The sequence below is a fragment of the Sphingopyxis selenitireducens genome (genome assembly GCF_051550705.1).
In the GTDB taxonomy this organism is placed as follows: Bacteria; Pseudomonadota; Alphaproteobacteria; order Sphingomonadales; family Sphingomonadaceae; genus Sphingopyxis.
Genome location: NZ_JBPULG010000006.1, coordinates 237,501 through 258,108, shown reverse-complemented (window position 1 = coordinate 258,108; position 20,608 = coordinate 237,501). Strand labels below are relative to the sequence as shown.

Genomic DNA, 20,608 nt, shown 5'->3' with positions numbered 1-20,608 from the left:
CCGTCGCCCCCGCGAAGGGGTGCAGGGGCACGTGACTCTGCACGCGGCGGCCGGCAACTTTGCGTAATATAGATAACGGCCCCCGTCTTCGCGGGGGCGACGAAGGATTTGAAGAATGACCGACAAAAGCATCGACCAGATTATGCGCCTCGCGCCCGTCATCCCCGTGATCGTGATCGACCGGGTCGAGGACGCCGTGCCGATGGCCGAGGCGCTGGTTGCGGGCGGCCTGACGGTACTCGAAGTCACGCTGCGCACCCCCGCCGCGCTCGACGCCATCGCCGCGATGAAGTCCGTGAAGGGCGCCGTCGTTGGCGCGGGCACGGTGCTCAATCCGGCGATGCTCGGTGCCGCCATTGACGCGGGCTCCGAATTCATCGTCTCGCCCGGCCTCACCGACAATCTCGGCAGGGCGGCGGTCGCCAGCGGCATTCCCTTCCTCCCCGGCATCGCCAATGCCGGCGACATCATGCGCGGGCTCGACCTCGGGCTCGAACGCTTCAAATTCTTCCCCGCGGCGACCAGCGGCGGCATTCCGGCTCTGAAAGCGCTCGCTGGCCCCTTCGGTCAGGCGCGCTTCTGCCCCACCGGTGGAATCAGCGCCGCGAATGCGCCCGAATGGCTTGCGCTGGATCCGGTGCTTTGCGTCGGCGGCAGCTGGGTTGTCCCGTCAGGTCCACTCGACCCCGCGCGGATCGAGGCCTTGGCGAAGGAAGCCGCTGCGCTTCGTCCCTGATCACTGTCCCGGCGAATGCCGGGACGGTCTTTTTCTGTGAATTGGGTGCATTGATTAACCCCATTTTACCTGCCATCGTGCAGGCATAAGGCGGCAGACAAGCCGTTGGTGGGGAGAATTGCGTGCCAAGACCCGAGCCGCATCTGGAAGAAGTTCTCGCGTCCGAACCCGGACCGCATATCGCCGCACTCTTCGATTTCGACGGCACGATCATATCGGGCTATTCGGCGACCGCGATGCTCCGCGAAAAATTCCAGCGCCGCGAAATGTCGGTCGAGGAAATCGCCGAAACCGCGCAGGTGATTGCCCAGCACAGCCTTGGCACGATCGGCTTTTCAGGGCTGATGTCGGGTGCGGCGAAGTTCATGAAGGGCGTCGACGAGGAAAGCTTCGTCGCGTTCGGCGAAGAACTCTACAAAAAGCATATCGCGCGCAAAATCTATCCCGAAACCCGGGCGATCATCGAGGCGCATCAGGCAAAGGGGCACCGCGTCGCGATCATCTCGTCGGCGACGATCTACCAGATCGAACCGACCGCGCGCGACCTCGGCATCTCCGACATCAAATGCTCGGCCTATGAAATCGAGGATGGCGTCTTCACCGGCGAGATCATCCGGCCGCTCTGTTTCGGTGAGGGCAAGGTTCTTGCCGCCGAGGAACTCGCCGAGGAATATGGCCTCGATCTCGACCAGAGCTTTTTCTATTCGGACAGCGACGACGATCTCGAACTGCTCGAACGCGTTGGCAAGCCGCGCCCGCTCAATCCCAACCTCAAACTGAAAGCTATCGCCGAGGAAAATGGCTGGCCGGTGCAGCGTTTCGGTAGCCGCGGGACGCCGAGCTGGGTCGATTATACGCGCACCATTTATGCCACCGGCTCGCTCGTCGGCGCTTTTGCTGCGGGGCTGCCGATCTGGGCGCTGACGCGCTCGCAGCGCGAGGCGGCGAATTTTTCGATCGGTCTGTTCGGCGATTTCGCGACCGCGATCACCGGGGTCGAACTCGATGTAGAGGGGGAGAAGAATCTGTGGGCGGCGCGCCCGTGCGTGTTTATCTTCAATCACCAGAGCAAAGCGGACGTGATGATCCTCGCCAAGCTCATCCGCCGTGACATGGGCGGGGTGGGCAAGAAAGAGATCAAGGATATCCCCATCCTCGGCAAGCTGATGGAATGGGGCGGCACCGTCTTCGTCGACCGCGCCGACGGCAAGAGCGCGATCAAGGCGATGGAACCGCTCGTGGAGGCGATCCGGCAAGAAGGCAAATCGATCTGCATCTCGCCCGAAGGCACGCGCAGCCTTACGCCGAAGCTCGAACCGTTCAAGAAAGGCGCGTTCCATCTGGCGATGCAGGCGGGGGTGCCGATCGTCCCGATCGTGATTCACAATGCGACCGACGTCGCGCCCAAAAATGAGTTCGTCATGCGCCCCGCGACGGTGCGCGTCACCGTGCTCGATCCCGTCGATACGTCGGAATGGAGCCCGAGGACGATCAACGCGCACGTCCGCGACGTCCGCAACATGTTCCTGCGCACGCTGGGACAGGCAGAAGAGACGGTCGCGGAATCGGTAGCGAAGGAGCCGGCGCCTGAGGTGAAGGCTGAAAAGCCGGCGCCGAAAAAGGCCCCGGTCAAGAAAGTGGCGGCGACGAAAAAAACGCCTGCGAAGAAATCTTCCCCGGGCAGAGGAAGGACAGCCTAAAGCATGTATCATCTCGTCATTGCGAGCGAAGCGAAGCAATCCAGAGCGGCTTGCTCAACACTGGATTGCTTCGCTTCGCTCGCAATGACGGAGAGGGTGTGAGCCATGGCTGACGGAACGCCCCGCATCCCCTCCGCGATAGATGTCGGCACTACCGATCGCCTCTACATCATCGATGCCCGCAACCGCATCGAGCGGCGGATCCTGCTCGACTGGATCCACGCGACCTCGGGCGATCAGGAACCGTTGTGGGTCAGCCTGTCGATCGCCGACGGTGACCATGCGCTCGACCTCGATCAGCTGCAGGAACGCCTCGCCGACGGGGCGGAACGGCCGGTCGTGCCGCTGCGCGTCGCGTGGCGCATCCCCAATTTTGAGCGCGACCGTGCTCTCAAGCTCCGTCACCTGATTTTCGGCGATCCGCGCCAGCCGGGATCGCTGCGCGCGCGGTTGATCCTGCTCCGCGACCGCCGCCGCGCGCAGATACTGGTGGGGGAGGCGGCGACCGGGGCGACGCTCAAGACCCGCTTTCTTGCCCAGACCGGCGGCGGCTGCGACGAAGACGGCACCGAATATGCGGGCTTTGTCGCGCGGCAGGCGGGGCTTGCGCTCGATGTCGCCGAACGCGGCATCCGCGGCACCCGCTACAAGGTGCCGCGCTTCGTCGCCGACGGCCTGCGGACCAGCCCCAAATTCCGCGCCGCGCTCGCCGAGCTGTCTGAAGCGACCGGCCGTCCGGTCGCCGACCTCTTCCGCGAGGCGCGGCCGCTGATGAAGGAGGTCATCGCGCGGCCTTCGGCGCTCTTCCTCGACCTCCGCGCCCGCCTCGACCGCATGATGTTCGGCGGTTACGCGCCGGAAATGGAAGTTGACGCTGTCGAACTCGCGCGGCTTCGCTCGATTTTGCGCGAGCATCCGACGGCGATCCTCTTCACCCACAAAACCTATATCGATGGCGCAACCCCCAGCCGGCTGACCTATGAGAATGACTTGCCGATGCTCCACAGCTTCGGCGGCGCCAATCTTGATTTTGCGGTGATGGGCGAGTTTTTCCGCCGGTCGGGGATGATCTTCATCCGCCGCAGTTTTCAGGATCAGCCGGTCTATAAGGCGGTGCTGCGCCACTATATCGCGTGGTTGCTCGCCAAGCGTTTCCCCCTGTCATGGGCGTTCGAAGGCACGCGCTCGCGGCTCGGCAAATTGATGCCGCCCAAATACGGGCTGATGAAATATGTTCTCGACGCCGCGCACGCCACCGGCACGCGCGATGTGCATTTCGTCCCCTTCGTCACCAGCTTCGACCTCATCCGCGATGTCGAGGAATATGCCGCCGAGCAGACGGGGCGGAGCAAGAAACCCGAATCGCTGAGCTGGTTCCTCGGCTATATGAAGAGCCTCAGGGAACCGTCGGGCCGCATCCGGCTCGACATCGGCGAACCCGTGGTGATCGACGAGGCTCCCGGTCCCGACGACAAGCGCGCGCTCGAGAAGATCGCCTTTGCCGTGGCGGTCGAGGCGAACCGGGTGACCCCGCTCACCGTCACGTCGGTGATGTGCCTGATCCTGCTCGGCACCGCGCCGCGCGGCGTCACGGCGGCCGAATTGCTCGCCACCATCGGCGCGGTGACCGACTGGGCGCGGGCGCGGGGCATCCGCCTCAGCCGCGAACTCGAAAGCGGCGGCGAGGCGGCGCTATCCGCGACGATCGACACGCTCGTCGCGAGCGGGCTACTCACGCGCTATGAGGCGGGCAGCGAAAATGTCTATTCGATCGAGCCCGCGAAGCATCCGATGGCGAGCTATTATCGCAACATCATCGCGCATCATTTCCTCGACCGCGCGATGATCGAACTCGCGCTGTGCGAACTGCGCGACGCCGACAGCCGCGACGCGACCGCGGTCTTCTGGGCCAAGATCGACCGGCTGCGCGATCTGTTCAAATTCGAATTTTTCTATCCGCCGCGCGACGAGCATCGGGCGGCGCTGGAGGCCGAACTCGAACGCATCGACCCCGTGTGGGATCGGCGTCTCGCTAGCGGCGACCGCGGCGTCGCGCAGCTGATCCGTCGCTGTCAGCCGCTTGTGGGTCACGCGATATTGCTGCCCTTCGCCGAGGCCTATTCGGTCGTCGCCGAAATATTGGCGCGCGCGCGGCCGGGTGACGAGATCGACGAAAAGACGCTGCTCGACGCGGCGCTGACCGAGGGCAAACAGGCCTGGCTGCTCCGCCGGATCAGCAGCGAGGCGGCGATCGGGAAATTGCTGTTCGCCAACGGGCTGTCGCTGATCCGCCACATGGGGCTCGCCGAGACCGCGACGCCCGACAGCCTGATCGCGCGCCGGGCGTTGCTGGTTGAACTGCGCGGCCTCGCCAATGTGATGGAATCGATGCGCCTCACGACGCTGGCGCTGGCAGATCGTTTGCCGACCCGAGGAGGATCAGATGCTTAAGCAACTCAGCGCGCAGGACGCCCAGTTCCTCTACACCCAGACGGCAAACAATCTGACCCATATCATGGGGGTCTATATCTACGACCCCTCGACCGCGCCGGGCGGTTTTGTGCGCTTCAAGGATATCATCCGCCACGTCGAAAACCGCGTCGACACCTCGCCGCTATTCAAGCGCAGGCTTCACCGCCTGCCGTTCGACATGGACCATCCCTATTGGGTCGAGGACGAACATTTCGATATCGAGGCGCATATGAGCCACGCGCGGCTGCCCGAACCCGGCGACTGGCGGCAATTCTGCATCGCGGTCGCGCGCTATTTCTCGAAACCGATGGATATGAACCGCCCGCTCTGGGACATTTATATCATCGAGGGACTCGACCGCATTCCCGGCATCCCGAAAGGCAGCTTCGCGATGCTCCACCGCGTCCACCACGCGGCGGTCGATGGTGCGTCGGGCGCGCATGCTTTCATCGCGATGAGCGACATCGATGCGAAGGGCACGCCCGCGATTGCAGAACCGCCGCCCGTCGAAGACCTCGGCAAGGCGCCGTCGAGCACTGAAACATTGTCACGGGCCTGGTCGGCGTCGATGCAGTCGCCCGTCAAGTTCATGAATGCGCTGATGAAAATGTCGCCCGCGATCATCGCCTCGGCGCGCAAGTCGATATCCGAAGGCGGGATGACCGCTGGTGTCCCCGAAACGCGCTTCAACGCCCCCATCGGCCCGCATAAGATGTTCGACGCCACGACCGTTGCGTTGACCGATGTGGCGGAGATCCGCAAGAAGGTCCCCGGCGCGACGGTCAACGATGTCGTGCTGACCACCGTCGGGGGGGCGCTGCGCAAATATCTGGCGAAGCATAAGGAATTGCCGAAGGACAGCCTGGTCGCGGTCGCGCCGATCAATTTGCGTGGCAAAGGCGGAAAAGCGTCGAAGCCAGGCAATCAGGTGTCGGCGATGAGCGTGCCGATCCGCACCGACATCGCCGATCCGCTCGAACGGCTCGCCGCGGTCCGCGACTATACGGTCGAGGCGAAGGAAGCGAAGGCGGGGGTCAGCGCGCGGATCATGACCGACCTGTCGCAGCATATTCCGGGCGCAACGATGGCGGCGGTCGCGCGGCTGGTCACCAGCGAAAGATTCGCGGTGCGTGGGACCAATCTTTTCATCTCGAACGTGCCGGGGGCGCAGGTGCCGCTGTATCTTACGGGCGCGCAGCTGGTGCAGCAGCACGGGATGGCGCCGCTCGCGAACAATATGGGGCTGTTCGTCGCGACGCCGAGCTATAACGGACGCATCGCCTTCTCGATCGTTTGCGAGCGGTCAATCATGCCCGACATCGCTTTCTTTCGCGAGTGCATCGACGAAAGTTTCGCCGATTTGATGGCGGCGACACCGAAACCCGAAAAGCCAAAGGCCGCTACGGCAAAGCCGAAAGCGGCACCGAAACCGGCCCCCAAACCTTCGACCAAACCGAAACCCGCGGCCCGGACTGCGACAAAGAGCAGGGTGAAACCGGTTGCTAAAGCGAACGCAACCGGCAAGACTCGAAAAAAATAACGATGCTCTCGCAGGATTACCGAATGCTCTTCACCCCGACGCTCAGCGCCGACCGCGATCTGGTGACCGCCACCGACTATGCCGCATGGTCGAAGGCGGCGCGCGAACATGACAAGAAATCGGGGCTGCAGGCGTGGCGCGATGCCGACGAAAGCAAGCATTTCGATTATAAGGCGATCCGCGCGCGGCTCGAAAAGCTGCGCAAGCTGTCGGCGGCGGGCGACGTCAAGGGGCTGCTCTTCGTGCTCAACGAAGGCATCCACGGCAATATCGACGGCATGGGGCACGAGCGGCTGTATCAAAAGGCCCGCTTCGGAACGAAAAAACTGATCGAGGACTATATCGCCGAGGTCGTCGCATCGCTCGACAAGATCGCCGCCGCGCGCAGCATCAGCCGTGACGAAAAACGCGATTTTTTCCGCCGCGCGCAGCATTGCTACGGCCGCTCGGCGCTGTTGCTCTCCGGTTCGGGCAGCTTCCTGTTCTTCCATATCGGCGCGGTGAAGGCTTTGTGGGAAGAAGGCGTCCTGCCCGCGATCATGTCCGGGGCGAGCGGCGGGTCGATCGTCGCCGCGGTGGTCTGCACACGCAAGAATGCCGATATCGGCGCTTTCCTTGCAAGCGAGCGCCTCGCCAACCCGGCCCGCGATCCCGAGCAAAGGCGGCTTGTGCCCGACGAAGTGCGCGAGCGGCTCGCCGACCTGATCCCCGACCTGACCTTTCAGGAAGCCTATGAAATCAGCGGCCGCCACCTCAACGTGTCGGTCGCCCCGGCGGAAAAGCATCAGAACGGCCGGTTGCTCAACGCGATCACCGCCCCCAATGTGCTGATCCGCGAAGCCGTGCTGGCATCGTGCGCGGTGCCGGGCGTGTTCCCGCCGGTCATGCTGATGGCGCGCGACGACAGCGGCGCGCGCGTGCCCTACCAGCCCGACCGGCGCTGGGTCGACGGATCGGTGACCCACGATATCCCGACCAAGCGGCTCGAACGCCTTTACGGTGTGAACCATCATATCGTCAGCCAGGCGAACCCGATCGCGCTGCCTTTCGCGACCGACACGCGCAAGCAGATGGCGCCGATTGAGGCCATCCAGCATGCGTCGATGACGACGTTCAAAGCGTGGCTCAACGCGAATATGGTGATCTTTCAGAAGCCGTTGGGATGGGTGCCGCCGCTCAACAGCCTCGCCAATATGGCGCGATCGGTGATCAACCAGGAATATACCGGCGACATCAACATCATCCGCCCGCCTAAATTCTGGTCGCCCACGAAGATCCTCTCCGATCTGTCGCAAGACGACATTGACGAGTTGATCGACACCGGTGAACGAACCGCGTGGCCGAAGGTCGAGATGGTCCGCACCCAGACCGCGATCAGTCGCGCGCTCGAGGGGATTTTGGCGAAGATCGACAAGGCCGGCGACGACGGCCCCGGCCACCGCAGCGCCGCGCTTCAAAAGGCGGTGCGCTGAGCATGGCGGCGGGCGCGGTGATCCTGCCGGCGGGATCGGCGGGCGCAGGCGCAAAGCTGCACGTCACCCACTGGCTGCCCGCAGGTCGCCCGCGCGCCATTGTCCTGCTCGCGCATGGCTATGCCGAACATGCCGGGCGCTATGACCATGTCGCGAAGCGGCTGACCGACGCCGGCTATGCACTCTATGCGATCGACCATTGGGGGCATGGCCGATCGGACGGCACCCCGGGTTTCGTTCCGCGCTTTTCGGCCTTCATCGACGGGATGGCGGAACTGCTGACGCTGGTCGAAGTCAATCATGCCGATACGCCGCGCCTGCTGCTCGGGCACAGCATGGGCGGGCTGATTGCGACCCTGTTCCTGATCGAGCGGCAGCAGGCGTTTGTCGCAGCCGCGCTCTCGGGCCCTGCGATCCTGCCCGCTGCTCCCCCCTCGCGCTTCACCGTCTGGATCAGCCGCTTCCTCTCGCGCTTCTTTCCGCGCCTTGGCGTATTGGCGCTCGACGCCAGCGGCGTGAGCCGCGATCCCGCGGTGGTCGCCGCCTATCAAGCCGATCCGCTCGTCTATCCGGGCAAGATCGGCGCGCGGCTTGGCAAAGAGTTTATGGATGCCATGGCCGCGGCGCAGGCGGGAGCGCCCACAATCACGCTGCCGATTCTGATCCAGCATGGCGAGGCCGACCGCCTGACCGCGCCCGACGGTTCGCGCTATTTGTTCGAGCATGTGTCGTCGGCCGACAAGACGCTCAAAATCTATCCCGGCCTGTTTCACGAAATTTACAACGAGCCCGAACAGGATGCGGTACTCGACGACCTGCTCGGCTGGTTCGACGCGCATATCGCCCGCTGACAGGCCGCACGGCGGAACTCCCGTCACCGCCAGCCGTTCTTTTCCCCGAGGAGAAGACCCATGGCCGAGACCAAAATCTTTGCGCGGCTGAAGGCCGATCATGACCGCCACCGCAAATTGCTGGGGCAGATCGACGACACGCAGGGCGACAGCCCCGAACGCGAAAAGCTGTTCGAGGCGTTTCGCGTCGAGGTGACCGCGCACGCGGCGTCGGAGGAAATGTCGCTCTATGCGACGATGCTTGGCAAGCCGGACCTTCGCGACGAGGCGCAGCACAGCGTCGCGGAGCATAAGGAAATCGACGACCTGCTGACCGAGCTTTACGAGATGGATTTCGCCTCGACCGGCTGGCTGACGCGCTTTCGCACAATGAAGCACCGCTATCTCCACCATATCGAGGAAGAAGAGGAAGAGATGTTCCCGGAGGCTGAGGAAGGCCTGTCGGACGCGAAGAAAAAGGAACTCGCGGTGATCTTTGAAAAGGCAAAGCCAAAGGAGAAAGCGAAGGCCGCTGCCGAGGAGCCGTCGAGCGAGGAGGCGAAGGAATAGCTATTAAATCCTCCCTGTCGCGCAGCGATGGGGAGGGGGACCGCGCCCGGAGGGCGTGGTGGAGGGGCGGCGACGCGAGCGCCAAAGCCCCTCCGTCAGCGCTTCGCGCTGCCACCTCCCCATGGCTGCGCCACAGGGAGGATCGGTCTGAACCTCGACTTTTGGCGCTTTCCTCGCCATAGGCGCGCGCCATGACTGACAGATTCGCTTTCTCGATCGCTGCGACCGATGGCGCCGCGCGCACCGGCACCATCACCATGAGGCGCGGCGAGATTCGGACCCCGGCCTTCATGCCGGTCGGCACGGCGGCGACGGTGAAGGCGATGCGGCCCGCCGAGGTTCGCGCGACCGGTGCAGACATCATCCTTGGCAACACCTATCATCTGATGTTGCGCCCGACCGCCGAGCGGATGGCGCGGCTGGGCGGCCTGCACAATTTCATGGGCTGGGACCGGCCAATCCTGACCGACAGCGGTGGTTATCAGGTGATGAGCCTGTCGGCGCTGACCAAACAGAGCGAGGAAGGCGTCGCTTTCAAAAGCCACCTCGACGGCTCGCGCCACATGCTCACGCCCGAACGCTCGATGGAAATCCAGCGGCTGCTCGGCAGCGACATTGTGATGGCGTTCGACGAATGCCCGCCGAACGGAGTCGATGCCAAGCGCGCCGAGGCGAGCATGGATCGCTCGATGCGCTGGGCGGCGCGCAGCCGTGCGGGTTTCGACGCCGGCGGTGAGCATGCCGAGCGGTCGGCGCTGTTCGGAATTCAGCAGGGATCGCTCGACGAGACATTGCGCGCGCGTTCGGCCGCGGCGCTGACCGATATCGGCTTCGACGGCTATGCGATAGGCGGGCTCGCGGTGGGCGAGGGGCAAGAGGCCATGTTCGGCGTCCTCGATTTCGCACCCGCGCAGCTTCCTGCCGACAAGCCGCGCTATCTGATGGGGGTCGGCAAGCCCGACGATCTGGTCGGCGCGGTTGCGCGCGGGGTCGATATGTTCGATTGCGTGTTGCCGACGCGGTCGGGGCGCAACGGCCAGGCCTTTACCTGGGACGGCCCGCTCAACATCCGCAACGCGAAGCATGCCGAAGATATGGGGCCGCTCGACGCGTCATGCGCCTGCCCGGTGTGCACCACCTGGTCGCGCGCCTATCTCCATCATCTCGTCCGCTCGGGGGAGATGCTCGGCGCGATGCTGATGACGCAGCATAATCTGCATTTCTATCAGGATCTGATGCAGGGAATGCGCGATGCGATCGCCGCCGGGCGCTTCGCGGCTTTCCAGAGCGATTTCGACGCGCGTTACAAGCGCTGACTGGTCTCGACGCTAATCAGTCGAGTTTGTTGAGCAGGTCGAGCATCGACTGCGGGATCACTTCGTCGACCGCAGACTCATAAGCGCGACGCAGGGCGCTATTCACGTCCTGCGACTTGCTGGGGATTTTCTTTTCCGCGTCGTTTCCGGCCGGCTTTTTGGGCGACGGGCCAGATTCAGACGACATTATCAAAGCATCCGTTGGACATATGGCCTGTTGCTAACCGCGCATACACCAAACTGCAATGCGCCTTCGTTCGTTCGGTATGAAACTATTTTGCGGCTAAATCGTTCCGCTATGGCATAATTATGTCGGGCGCGGGCGATGTGCACGCGCTATTGTCCCGCTTTTCTGCGGGTTTCGAGGCGGGCTTGGTCCTGTTTGAGGAGGAATTATATGTCATTGGGTCAGGCGATCGCGCCGCATCTTCCCTATCTGCGTCGTTATGGCCGGGCGATTTCGGGGAGTCAGCAGAGCGGTGATGCGCTGGTTGCGCGCCTGCTCGAGACGCTGGTGGCGCATCCCGACGCGGTCGACATTGGTCACGACCTGCGAATCCAGCTCTATCGTATGGTCCATGACAATTTCGGCCTCGTCTCTGAACAGGCGGCGGGTGACGAGCCCGGCGGCGCCGACATCGCGATCGCCGATGCCCGCTTGCGCCGCATCCCGTCGCTCGCGCGGCAGGCGCTGCTGTTGACCGCGGTCGAGGGTTTCAGCGCCGAAGACACCGGCCGCATCATCGGCCGCGATGCCGATGCCGTGCGCGGCCTTATCGCCGAGGCCACCGACGAGATCGACCGTCAGACGCGCGCGCGCATCCTGATCATCGAAGACGAGCCGATCATCGCGATGGATATCGAAATGATCGTCCGCGACCTCGGCCATGACGTCGTCGGCGTCGCGACCACGCACCGCGAGGCGGTTGACGAGGCAAAGACCCACAAGCCGGGGCTCGTACTCGCCGACATCCAGCTCGCCGACAACAGCTCGGGGATCGAGGCGGTGCAGGAAATCCTGACCGACCTCGCCGTCCCCGTCATCTTCATCACCGCTTTCCCCGAGCGGTTGCTGACCGGCGACCGGCCCGAACCGGCCTTCCTGCTCACCAAGCCCTATCAGCCCGCGACGCTGCGCGCGGCGATTTCGCAGGTTCTGTTCTTCGACGAATCGACGGTTCCCGCCTGATCCGCCTTCCGGTCACACTGACCCTTGTCACGCGCGGCAGCGCGGGTGATAGGGCAGGGTGATGACCGCACCGGATGTTCCCAGCCGCCAGTCGGCGCTCGACCGGCTCTGTGCCAACGCGCCCTTCCTCGCGCGGCTGGCCGAGCTTAACCCAGACGATGTGACGCGCTTTCTGGCCGAGGGCGCCGACGCCGCGCTTGCGGCGGTGACCCCGCCACCGGTCGATGACGACATCATGGCTCGCCTGCGCCGCTGGCGCGGACGGATCGCGTTGCTGCTCGCGCTCGGCGACCTGTCGGGCGAACATGATGTCGCGGCGACGACGCGCCACTTGACGGTATTTGCGGATGCCGCCTGCGATGCGGCGCTGGCTGCGGCTTTCGCCGAACGCGTGCCGGGCGAAGTGCCGCAGGGGCTGGCGGTGATCGCGCTCGGCAAGCTCGGCAGTCACGAACTCAACTATTCGTCCGACATCGACCCGATTTTGATCTTCGATCCCGAAACATTGCCGCGCCGCTCGCGCGACGATCCGGGTGAGGCGGCGGTGCGGATCGCGCGGCGGATGGTCGAGATTCTGTCGGCGCGCACCGGCGACGGCCATGTGCTGCGCGTCGATCTGCGCCTCCGCCCGCATCCCGAAGTGACGCCGATCGTGCTGCCGGTGAATGCCGCCATCTCCTATTATGAGTCCGAAGCGCTCGCGTGGGAGCAGGCGGCGTTCATCCGGTCGCGCGCCTCGGCGGGGGACCGCCTGTTGGGCGAGCGTTTCCTGTCGGCGATTCAACCCTTCATCTGGCGCCGCAGCCTCGATTTCCGGCAGCTCAAGGAAATCGGCGCGATGAGCGACCGCATCCGCGACCATTTTGCGCAGGGTCAGGCCTTCGGCCCCGGCTATGACCTGAAACGCGGGCGTGGCGGTATTCGCGAGATCGAATTTTTCGCGCAGGTGCATCAGCTGATCTACGGCGGCCGCGACCCGTCGCTGCGGCCGCCGGCGACGGTCGATGCGCTCGCGGCGCTTGCGGCTGCGGGGCGTATCGAGGCCGAGGTCGCCGACCGGCTGACGGGCCATTATGCGACGCTGCGCCGGATCGAACACCGGCTGCAGATGATCGAGGATCAACAGACGCACAGCCTGCCGACCCAGCCCGCGGCGCTCGATTGCGTCGCGCGGCTCGACGGACACGCCGACGGCGCCGGCCTGCTCGCGGCGCTCCTGCCCGTCGTTACCGATGTCGGCGCCTGTTACGACCGGCTCGTCGTCGAGCGCGCGGCGACGACCGGCCTGCCGCGCGACGAGGGCGAACTGGCGGTCCAGCTCGGCGCGGCGGGGTTCGACCCGCCCGACACCGCGCTGCGCAGCATCGCCGAATGGCGCGGCGGCAAAGTGCGCGCACTGCGGAGTCCGGCGGCGCTCGATGCGCTCGAAACCGCGCTGCCCGAACTGGTGAAGGCGCTCGGTGCGGCGCCCGATCCGCAGGGCGCGTTGCTGCGTTTCGACAAGCTGGTCGCGGGGCTTCCCAGCGCGATCAACTTCTTCCATCTGCTCGCCGCGCAGCCCGCGCTTGCGAAGATCGCGACGCGCATATTGTCGATCGCGCCGACGCTTGCCGACGCGCTCGGCGCGCGGGTCGAGCTGATCGAGGGACTGATCGACCAGCGCGCCTTCGATGCCCCGGCGACGAAGGAGCAATTGCGCGCCGAATGGGCGCCGGGGCTCGCCGGGCTCGACTATGAGCGCCTGCTCGACCGCGTGCGCGACCGGGTTGGCGAGCGGCGCTTCGCCTATGGCGTGCAGCTGATCGCAGGGGCTACGGATCCGCTGGTCATCGCCTGCGGCTATTCCGAACTCGCCGAGGCCGCGCTGGGCGTGCTTGCCGATGCGACCATCGCCGAATTTGTCGCGGCGCACGGGCGGATCCCTGACAGCGAACTCGTCGTGCTGGCGCTCGGTCGGCTCGGTGGGCGCGCGCTGACGCATGCGTCGGACCTTGATCTCATCTATCTGTTCACCGGCGATCATCTGGCCGAATCCGACGGGCCGCGCCCGCTCGGCGCGACGACCTATTATAACCGCCTCGCGCAGCGGGTGACCGCGGCGATGTCGGTGCCGACTGCGGCGGGCAAGCTCTATGACGTCGATACGCGGCTCCGCCCGCAGGGCGCGCAGGGGCCGCTCGTCGTCACCCTCGACAGCTTCGATCGCTATCAGCGCGAAGAGGCCTGGACGTGGGAGCATATGGCGCTGCTCCGCGCACGGCCCGTCTATGGATCGGACGGCGCGCGCGCCGAGGTCGAGCGGATCGTCGCCGATCTGCTCGCGATCCCGCGCGATCCCGGGAAGCTCGCGGCCGATGCTGGTGAGATGCGCGACAAGATCGCCGCGCATAAGCCCGCCAATGGCGCGCTCGACATCAAGGGCGGTCCCGGCGGACTCGTCGACTTGGAATTTGCGATGCAGGTGACCCAGCTTGCCAGTGGCCGGTGTCATGATCCGAATATCGCCGCCGCGCTGGCGTGCATGAAGGCGGTGGGGCTTGTCCCGGTGGAGGTGCGTGAAGCCCATGGATTGCTCGCGCGGATGCTCGTGATGCTGCGGCTGACAGCGCCGGAGGGTGAGCCCGCGACGGCAGCGGCGCGGCAACTTGTCGCCAGCGCGTGCGGCGAACCCGGCTGGCTGCAACTGCTTGCCGCGCACGATGCGGCGCGGCAGGAGATCGCCAACTGGTGGGCATCGATTCGGCTCACCGCATTCCCCCAGCAGGAGACAGCAATATGAGCGGCCTTTCGATCGGAGACGCGATTCCCGTGGTCAAACTTCTCGATGCCGACGGCGCGGCGATCGAACTTGCCGCGATGAAGGGCGCGCCGCTGGTCGTCTATTTCTATCCCAAGGCCGACACCCCGGGCTGCACGACCGAGGCGCAGGACTTCACCCGCCTCGCACCCGAATTCGCCCATCTGAACGCGCAGGTGCTGGCGGTGTCGCGCGATGCGCCCGCGAAGCTCTGCAAGTTTCGCGACAAATACGGGCTGACCATCCGCCTTGCTTCGGATGAGGAGGGCGCCGTCTGTGAAGCCTTTGGCACCTGGGTCGAAAAGCAGAATTACGGCCGCACCTATATGGGGATCGAACGCTCGACCTTCCTGTTCGGCGCCGATGGCAAGCTGGCGAAAGAGTGGCGCAAGGTCCGCGTGAAGGGCCATGCCGATGCGGTGCTGGAGGCCGCAAAGGCGCTTTAAAACGCTACCGTGAACTTCATCCGTTCGCGTCGAGCGAAGTCGAGACGCCCATCAGTCCTGCACGGCGTCTCGACTTCGACCAAAAGTCGAAGTTTATCCTGAGCGCCCGCCCTGCGGGCAGTCGAAGGGCTCGACGCGAACGGTGTTTCTGATTTGGACATGGCTTGAATGACAACTCTTGGTGAAGCCGCGCGCGCGGTCCTTTTGACTTCCGATCCGCAGGGCAAGCGCAAAGCGGCGCGCCGTTTCGCGCGCGCATGGCGACAGGGGGCGCTCGCTCACCGCTGCGACGCCCCAATGCCCGACCAGCCGGCATGGCCCGCCGCGCCCGAATTGCTCGCACCGAATCAAATGCCCAAGCGCGGCAAGGGCGGTTCCGAGCGTGGCCGCATCGCGCTGCTCCACGCGCTCGCACATATCGAATTTGTCGCGATCGATCTTGCCGTCGATCTGATCGGCCGGTTCGGCGGGGAGTTTCCGCCCGCCTTCGTCGACGAATGGATCGGCGTCGCCGCTGACGAGGCGATGCATTTCGCGTTGCTCGACCGGCGCCTGCGCGCACTCGGCAGCCATTATGGCGCGCTCCCCGCGCACGCCGGATTATGGGAGGCGGCGCAAGTGACCGCCGATGACGCGCTTGCGCGGCTCGCGATCGTCCCGATGGTGCTCGAGGCGCGCGGGCTCGACGTCACTCCCGCGACGATCGAGCGGTTTCGCAGCGGCGGCGACGAGGCGTCGGCACGGATATTGGAGCGCATCTATACCGACGAAATCCGGCATGTGAGCGCGGGCACAACATGGTTCGGCTGGCTGTGCGACCAACGGGGATTCGAGCCGACCGCAACCTGGCAAAGCCTCGTAAAATCGCGATTCCGGGGGGCTTTGAAACCTCCGTTCAACGACTCAGCGCGCCACGACGCCGGTTTAACGCAAGAATTCTACGCCGTTATTGCTTCGTAAGGATTGGAACAGCAAACAGGCTCCGCGGGGGATGAGCAATCATCCAAACCAACAAAACACCGGCGCCAAGGCCCTTTGAGACTTTGGCGACATGGCAAATGCGGGGTCGTCGCTTTGATTAACACTCTTCTGGCGCAGAAGTTGCACCAAGCCGCAATAGTTTGCGCGGCAGCATGTTTCGGGTTGGCCACGCCAGCCGTCCACGCCGCCGAAGCCGGCAGTGCGGCCGCTATCGTCGTTCCCGACGAGCCCGATGAAGATAATTTCACCGCTGGCGTGCCTTCGGCCAGCGAAGACAGCGAAGCCCGCGCGATCTTCCAGGCATGGAAGCGTCTCGACACCGGGCTCACCGCCTCAATCGGCGTTGCGGTGCCCTCGCGCCGCCCGATCGACGCGATGTCGCTTTCCTCATCCTATGGCATGCGCGTCCACCCGATCACCGGCAAGGTCGCGCGTCACAATGGCATCGACATTCCCGCGCCGCACGGTACCGCGATCTACGCGACCGCCGACGGTATCGTTGGCCGCGCGCAGCGTCTTGGCGGTTACGGCAATTATGTCGAGATCGAACATGGCAACATGATCCAGACGCGCTACGGCCATATGTCTTCCTATATCGTCCGCCCTGGCCAACAGGTGAAGCGCGGCGAAATCGTCGGCTATGTCGGTTCGACCGGCCGCTCGACGGGCAACCACCTCCATTATGAAGTCCGCATCGAAGGCGCGCCGGTCAACCCGATGCCCTTCGTCCGGTCGGACCAGATGGCGATCGCTGCACTGACGGGCAACAAGCTCGCGATGGGCGGTCCCGAATAATATAGCTTTCCTGGGTCGGAGAGGGAGGGGCGCCTTCCGGTCAAAAGGCCGGGGCGCCCTTTTTATTTGCGCCAAAGCCCCTATGTTGCAGCCATGGCCACGCAGCTTTCCGAAATCACCCTGTCGCCCGCCGCTGCGGCGCGCGTCCGCTGGATCGCCGAACGCAAGGGCGGGGGCGACGCCATGCTGCGCCTGGCCGTCGATGGTGGTGGCTGCTCGGGCTTTTCCTATCGCTTCGGCCTCGCCGACAGCATCGACGATGACGATATCGTCACGGAAACCGACGGGGTGAAGCTGGTCGTCGATTCGGTCAGCATCGATCTGGTTCGCGGCTGCATCGTCGATTTCGTCGATTCGCTCGGCGGATCTTCGTTCAAGGTCGAAAACCCCAACGCGGCCTCGGGCTGCGGTTGCGGGTCCAGCTTCTCGATCTGACGCCTTTCTAAGCTGCGTGCTTGCTGCCATAGGTGCGGCATGAAAATCGCGACCTTCAATATCAACGGGATCAAGGCCCGTTTGCCGCGGCTCGTCGAATGGCTCGAAGAGACCCAGCCCGACATCGCTTGCCTTCAGGAACTGAAGTCGAGCGATGAAACCATGCCGACGAAAGAGATTGAGGCCGCGGGTTACGGCTTTCTCTATCATGGGCAAAAGGGCTTCAACGGCGTCGCAATCCTTGCGAAGGGCGCGCACCCGGTCGAGACCCAGCGCGGGCTGGCGGGCGAGGATGAGGACGAACAGTCGCGCTATCTGGAGGCCGACGTCCACGGCATCCGCGTTGCGTCCATCTATCTGCCCAACGGCAATCCGCAACCGGGACCGAAGTTCGATTACAAGCTGCGCTGGATGGCGCGGCTGCGCGAGCGCGCCAAAACCCTGCTGGCGTCCGAAATCCCGACGATCCTGACCGGCGACTATAATGTCATCCCGCACGACGATGACGTGTGGGACCCGCGCGGCCCCATGGCGAACGACGCGCTGATGCAGCCCGAATCGCGCGACGCGTGGTTTCGTCTGCTCGGCGACGGCTGGACCGACGCGATCCGCAGCCGGTATCCGGCGGGCGGCATCTGGACCTTCTGGGACTATCAGGCGGGCGGCTGGCAGCGCGACCATGGCTTCCGAATCGATCATCTGCTGCTCAGCCCCGCGCTTGCCGACCGGCTGGTCGACGCCGGTGTCGACAAGGATCATCGCGGCCGCGAAAAGGCGAGCGACCACGCCCCGACCTGGGCCGTCCTCAGTTGACGATCAGGCGACGGCATCCATCAGGATGAAGGTGCCGTCCTGCCGTTGATGCGCGTTGATCAGCGGAACCAGTCGTGTGAAATGTCCGGTCCGGCAGTGATGGTCGAGCGCCGCGCGGTCGGGCCATTCCTCGATAAAGATGAAATGGCCGGGATCTTTTTGATCCGCAAACAGGTCATAGGCGATGCACAGCGGCTCGGCCCGCGTCTTTTCGACCAGCTCGCGGTAGAGCGGCAGGACGATTTCGATCGCTTCGGGCTTGATGAAATCCTCTGCGATGACCTTCAGCATCAGGTGGCGTCCGGATCCAGCGCCTTGTCATAAATCTGATAGACGCGGTTGACCTTCGCCTCGATCGCTCCCGCGACCGCGTTCATCCCCTGATTGTCGTCGAGCACCCAGCCGATATCCCCGCGCTTCGCGCCATAATCGCGCACCGCGTCGCGGCGGATATATTCGATCATCATGAACGCCAGCGTGCTTGCCATGCGGCTGTTCTGCAGGCTTTTGACCACGCCCATCAGCGGCACGCGCATCGTAATGGCGCGGGGTTTGCGCAGCCACCACAGCAGGCGCGCCCAGTTGAAGGGGAGGAGCGATCCGTCCATGTCGATGAGCTGCTCGTTGAGGTTGGGCAGCACAATCATGAAGGCGACCGGCTCGCCATCGACCTCCGCAACGCGAATCAGGTCCTCGAACACCAATGTTTTCAATTTTTTGCCGACATGGGCGATCTCGCTGTCGGTCAGCGGGACAAAGCCCCAATTTTCCGACCAGGCGTTGTTGAGGATTCCCATGATCAGCCGCGCTTCGTCATGAAAGCGGCTCTTGTCGACCTTGCGGATGCGGATCCGGCTGTTCTTCTCACCGGCAGCCACGATGCGATCGATCAGCGGCGGAAAGCCGTCGACGATATCGACCGTATAATTCAGCAACTGCTTGGCGGGTTGATAGCCCGCATCCTCGATCCAGGCGCGATAGAGCGGGCTGTTGTGGCCGAGCATCACCGTCGGCGGCGTGTCGAAACCCTCGATCAGCAGGCCGGGCTCGTCCCAGATCGAAATTGACAGCGGCCCCAGCGCGCGGTGCATCCCCTGCGTGCGCAGCCAGTCTTCGGCGGCGGCCAGCAGCGCCTTCGCCGTGTCGCCATCCTCGGCCTCAAGCAGCCCCCAGTTGCCAGTGCCCGGTCCCATGCCCTGTTCGGCGGGCTGGGCGAGCGCGAGTTCGTCGATATGGGCCGAGATGCGTCCGACGGTGCGGCCGTCGCGGCGCGCGAGGAAATATTGCGCCTTGCCATGCTCGAACCAGGGATTCTTTCCGGGGGTGAGCAGGGCGAAAGCCTCGCCCTTCAGCGGCGGTACCCACGCCGGGTCGCCGCGGTTGAGCCGGAAGCTCAGCTCGACAAATTCGCGCAAATCCGCCTTGTTTTTGACAGGGTGGATGGTGATCGGGCCTTGTGAATGCGCGGTCATGGCTGGTTTCCTGAAATGGGCGTCCTATATTCGGCTCGACGCATTAGGGCATCGCCGCCGCCGTGGCGACCCGCTTTTGGCCATTTTGCTGCCACGAAATCATGATGAAGAGCGAAGCTATGTTAGCGATGAACACCCTTGTCGACCGGCTGTCGGCTCCGTCCGGGGCGGCGCTGCCCAAATCCGCGATCGCCGACGATATGGCGATGATCCGCGCCGCGTCGGAACTGACGCGCGACCTTACCGCGCCCAGCGCGCGTATCTATTGGACCGATTTTCTCGCCTCGACCTTCCTCGGCTATGCCGGGGTCGCGGCGGCGATTGTTGCGCCCTCGACGGCATGGATGCTGGCCGCCGCATTCGTCGCGGTGCTGGCCCTCTATCGCGCGGGCAGCTTCATTCATGAACTGACCCATATCCGCAAAAATGCGCTGCCGGGTTTCCGCCTGATGTGGAACATCCTCGTCGGCGTGCCGATGCTGATCCCGTCCTTCATGTATGAAGGCATCCACAGCCTGCACCATAACCGCACCAAATATGGCACGGTCGACGATCCCGAATATCTGCCGCTCGCGCTGATGAAGCCGTGGACGGTGCCGCTGTTCGTCGTCGCTGCGGCGTTTGCGCCGCTTGCGCTGCTCTTCCGCTATGCGGTGCTGACCCCGCTGTCGTTCCTGATTCCGCCGCTGCGCCGGATCGTGATGGAGCGTTATTCCGGGATGATCATCAATCCGATGTTCCGCCGGCGCCCGCCCGAAGGCGAATTCCGCCGTCAATGGGCGTGGCAGGAAGGTGGCGCATGGGCGTGGTCGACGCTGCTGATCGCTTCGGGCGTGTTCGGCTGGGTGCCGCTGCGCGCGCTGCTGATCTTTGGCGCGATTGCCGCCGCCAGCTTGGTGCTCAACCAGATTCGCACTTTGGTGGCGCATCTGTGGGAGAATGACGGCGAAGTCCTGACGGTGACCGCGCAGTTCCTCGACAGCGTCAATGTGCCGCCGCCGGGCCTGCTGCCCGAACTGTGGGCGCCGGTGGGGCTGCGCTATC

19 protein-coding genes (1 of these 19 running past the window's edge) are annotated in these 20,608 nt (G+C 64.4%); 16 read left to right on the top strand and 3 right to left on the bottom strand.

All coding sequences use genetic code 11. The features are described from left to right. The first annotated feature begins 115 nt into the window (after positions 1–115). From eda to tgt, 8 genes are all read left to right on the top strand, one after another. Positions 116–736 carry a bifunctional 4-hydroxy-2-oxoglutarate aldolase/2-dehydro-3-deoxy-phosphogluconate aldolase gene (gene eda / locus ACSYDV_RS19815; protein ID WP_438325683.1) on the top strand — a complete coding sequence of 207 codons (621 nt, stop codon included), beginning with the start codon at positions 116–118 and terminating at the stop codon, positions 734–736. Between the two features lie 122 nt (positions 737–858). Continuing rightward, positions 859–2,436 (top strand): HAD-IB family hydrolase, encoded by a 1,578-nt coding sequence (locus ACSYDV_RS19810; protein ID WP_438325681.1) that lies wholly within the window; start codon positions 859–861, stop codon positions 2,434–2,436. 105 nt (positions 2,437–2,541) lie between these two features. Next, a complete protein-coding gene (locus ACSYDV_RS19805) occupies positions 2,542–4,887 on the top strand; it encodes a glycerol-3-phosphate 1-O-acyltransferase (protein WP_438325680.1) in 2,346 nt (781 codons plus the stop codon). Continuing rightward, positions 4,880–6,448, top strand: coding sequence for a wax ester/triacylglycerol synthase family O-acyltransferase (locus tag ACSYDV_RS19800; RefSeq protein ID WP_438325679.1), 1,569 nt, complete (start codon positions 4,880–4,882; stop codon positions 6,446–6,448). Before ACSYDV_RS19805 ends, ACSYDV_RS19800 begins: the two co-directional genes overlap by 8 nt. A gap of 23 nt (positions 6,449–6,471) precedes the next feature. Continuing rightward, positions 6,472–7,920: a DUF3336 domain-containing protein gene (locus ACSYDV_RS19795; RefSeq protein WP_438325678.1), complete on the top strand. Its 1,449-nt coding sequence runs from the start codon at positions 6,472–6,474 to the stop codon at positions 7,918–7,920. A gap of 2 nt (positions 7,921–7,922) precedes the next feature. Continuing rightward, the gene (locus ACSYDV_RS19790; RefSeq protein WP_438325677.1) at positions 7,923–8,771 is read left to right on the top strand and encodes an alpha/beta hydrolase; all 849 of its coding nucleotides are present in this window, start codon (positions 7,923–7,925) and stop codon (positions 8,769–8,771) included. A gap of 60 nt (positions 8,772–8,831) precedes the next feature. After that, the gene (locus ACSYDV_RS19785; RefSeq protein WP_438325676.1) at positions 8,832–9,320 is read left to right on the top strand and encodes a hemerythrin domain-containing protein; all 489 of its coding nucleotides are present in this window, start codon (positions 8,832–8,834) and stop codon (positions 9,318–9,320) included. A 191-nt stretch (positions 9,321–9,511) separates the two neighbouring features. Further along, a complete protein-coding gene (gene tgt / locus ACSYDV_RS19780) occupies positions 9,512–10,636 on the top strand; it encodes a tRNA guanosine(34) transglycosylase Tgt (RefSeq protein ID WP_438325675.1) in 1,125 nt (374 codons plus the stop codon). Positions 10,637–10,652: 16 nt separating this feature from the next. Here the strand turns inward: tgt and ACSYDV_RS19775 are convergent, their stop codons facing one another. After that, entirely contained in the window at positions 10,653–10,823 is a 171-nt protein-coding gene (locus ACSYDV_RS19775) for a NepR family anti-sigma factor (protein ID WP_438325674.1), read from the bottom strand. A 210-nt stretch (positions 10,824–11,033) separates the two neighbouring features. Here ACSYDV_RS19775 and ACSYDV_RS19770 point away from each other — a divergent pair, with 210 nt between their 5' ends. From ACSYDV_RS19770 to xth, 7 genes are all read left to right on the top strand, one after another. Beyond that, positions 11,034–11,825, top strand: a complete 792-nt coding sequence (locus tag ACSYDV_RS19770) for a response regulator (protein ID WP_438325673.1) — start codon at positions 11,034–11,036, stop codon at positions 11,823–11,825. 61 nt (positions 11,826–11,886) lie between these two features. Further along, complete coding sequence (locus ACSYDV_RS19765) at positions 11,887–14,604, top strand: bifunctional [glutamine synthetase] adenylyltransferase/[glutamine synthetase]-adenylyl-L-tyrosine phosphorylase (protein WP_438325672.1); 2,718 nt, start codon at positions 11,887–11,889, stop codon at positions 14,602–14,604. After that, the gene (locus ACSYDV_RS19760) at positions 14,601–15,068 is read left to right on the top strand and encodes a peroxiredoxin (RefSeq protein ID WP_438325671.1); all 468 of its coding nucleotides are present in this window, start codon (positions 14,601–14,603) and stop codon (positions 15,066–15,068) included. The genes ACSYDV_RS19765 and ACSYDV_RS19760 overlap by 4 nt, the downstream gene beginning before the upstream one ends. Before the next feature lie 168 nt (positions 15,069–15,236). Continuing rightward, positions 15,237–16,028 (top strand): ferritin-like domain-containing protein, encoded by a 792-nt coding sequence (locus ACSYDV_RS19755; protein ID WP_438325669.1) that lies wholly within the window; start codon positions 15,237–15,239, stop codon positions 16,026–16,028. Positions 16,029–16,211: 183 nt separating this feature from the next. Beyond that, positions 16,212–16,844, top strand: a complete 633-nt coding sequence (locus ACSYDV_RS19750; RefSeq protein ID WP_438325668.1) for a M23 family metallopeptidase — start codon at positions 16,212–16,214, stop codon at positions 16,842–16,844. Between the two features lie 93 nt (positions 16,845–16,937). Then, positions 16,938–17,279, top strand: coding sequence for an iron-sulfur cluster insertion protein ErpA (erpA, locus tag ACSYDV_RS19745; protein WP_438325667.1), 342 nt, complete (start codon positions 16,938–16,940; stop codon positions 17,277–17,279). Between the two features lie 39 nt (positions 17,280–17,318). After that, the gene (gene xth / locus ACSYDV_RS19740; RefSeq protein WP_438325666.1) at positions 17,319–18,092 is read left to right on the top strand and encodes an exodeoxyribonuclease III; all 774 of its coding nucleotides are present in this window, start codon (positions 17,319–17,321) and stop codon (positions 18,090–18,092) included. A 3-nt stretch (positions 18,093–18,095) separates the two neighbouring features. On the opposite strand, the gene ACSYDV_RS19735 is transcribed toward xth, so the two are convergent. Both ACSYDV_RS19735 and ACSYDV_RS19730 read right to left on the bottom strand, forming a co-directional pair. Beyond that, complete coding sequence (locus ACSYDV_RS19735; protein ID WP_438325664.1) at positions 18,096–18,383, bottom strand: putative quinol monooxygenase; 288 nt, start codon at positions 18,381–18,383, stop codon at positions 18,096–18,098. Next, the gene (locus ACSYDV_RS19730; RefSeq protein WP_438325662.1) at positions 18,383–19,564 is read right to left on the bottom strand and encodes a GNAT family protein; all 1,182 of its coding nucleotides are present in this window, start codon (positions 19,562–19,564) and stop codon (positions 18,383–18,385) included. Before ACSYDV_RS19730 ends, ACSYDV_RS19735 begins: the two co-directional genes overlap by 1 nt. Before the next feature lie 128 nt (positions 19,565–19,692). Here ACSYDV_RS19730 and ACSYDV_RS19725 point away from each other — a divergent pair, with 128 nt between their 5' ends. Further along, positions 19,693–20,608: the 5' portion of a fatty acid desaturase family protein gene (locus tag ACSYDV_RS19725; RefSeq protein WP_438326001.1), read on the top strand. It continues 176 nt past the right edge of the window; only the first 916 of its 1,092 coding nucleotides appear in the window; it begins with the start codon at positions 19,693–19,695; the stop codon falls past the right edge of the window.